The organism is Nesterenkonia marinintestina (genome assembly GCF_025420485.1).
In the GTDB taxonomy this organism is placed as follows: Bacteria; Actinomycetota; Actinomycetes; order Actinomycetales; family Micrococcaceae; genus Nesterenkonia; species Nesterenkonia marinintestina.
The window spans coordinates 1-1,208 of record NZ_JAOEFD010000035.1 but is presented as its reverse complement, the minus strand read 5'-3'; the positions used below and the strand labels follow the sequence as shown (position 1 = coordinate 1,208).

The 1,208-nt window shown below is 55.4% G+C and carries 1 protein-coding gene; it reads right to left on the bottom strand.

The features are described from left to right. Window positions 1-18 precede the first annotated feature (18 nt). Window positions 19-1,208: hypothetical protein (locus N7E59_RS11810; protein WP_261625136.1), on the bottom strand; the 1,190-nt coding region annotated here is incomplete at its 5' end.

Below are 1,208 nucleotides of genomic sequence, written 5' to 3'. Positions count from 1 at the left end.
GGCGATCAGCCCCCGGCCTCACTCACCCCGGCGACTATCAACAACGTCATGCCCTCCTACAACTAGGCCCGTTTCGAGCAGCCGCAGTCGTTCGGATTCGTTGAGCCCGTCCTGAGAGTGCCGTCTGGTGGTGTTCGTAGCAAGTCGCCCCAGTGTGCTGTGAACCTCCGTGGTGCCAATGCTGGTTCTAGCCGCCCCCGGTGGACGTATCGCATGGTCAACAAGATCGCGTATGAGGCCGGCCCGACTGGAATGAACCTTTCCTTCGCGTGCACCCACAGCTGCCGCAAGAGCGAAAAACGGAAGCTGGATGCTCGGCTTAAAAACAGGATTCGCTAGAGCTGCGTGAAGTGTAGTCCCGCCTATGGATGTGATCAAGCTCAAGGCAGTGTCGAGGTCCAAAGGAGCTTGCTCGTGATGGTTCCGTGCATGGAGGAGCCGGTGTCCGTCAAGAACCCCTGATCGAGAGGTCAAGAGTACTTTAGCCTCTGAGTATGTCAGAACTAGAGTATTGGCATCGTCTAAAACCCGTGATGCTCTCTCGCTTCGGATTTCGTCCAATCCGTCAACGACCAAAGCGACTCCCTGTGTCCGTAACGCAGTGAGACCCACGTCTGCTGCAAGTCGGCCCTCGATGCTGGCCTGTTCGACATCCCGCGCATCCACATGGAGTGGGACAGGCATCCCCTCGTGCAGACGGTACTTCTCGATCTGTTGTAATAACCAGGTGTCGGCCTGTTCGCTTTTACCTGCCCCATAGGAACCTTCCAAAAGGAAGAAGTTTCCTCGAGCGACAGTGGGAGTCGTTGTTCGTAAGACGTCCAAGAAGGGTTTCATTTGTGCGATGTCTATTCGAAATGCTTGGAGGCGACTCTCCCGTCTTATCTCCACCCTCCGTTCTTGGAGCATGGCCCAATCCGCACGGCTTATACGCGTGGCTGGCTCTTCGATTTTTGTTAATTTCTCGAGTACTTTTGCCCTGTACTCACCATCCAGTGACTCGAGCTGAGTTGCTACGTCTGGGTCCTTCTTCCCCATGGCGCCATAGGCGAGATAAACCTCCCGTAGGACCTGCAGCGCCCTCGATAGTGTGTCCGAAGCGTGTCTCCACTTACGGTGTTTCATAAGCGTTTGATCCAGCTCCCGCGCAAGAAAGTCGGTTGCCTCTACATATGGGTCTTTGAGGCGTTTCACCGAAAGCTGACCAA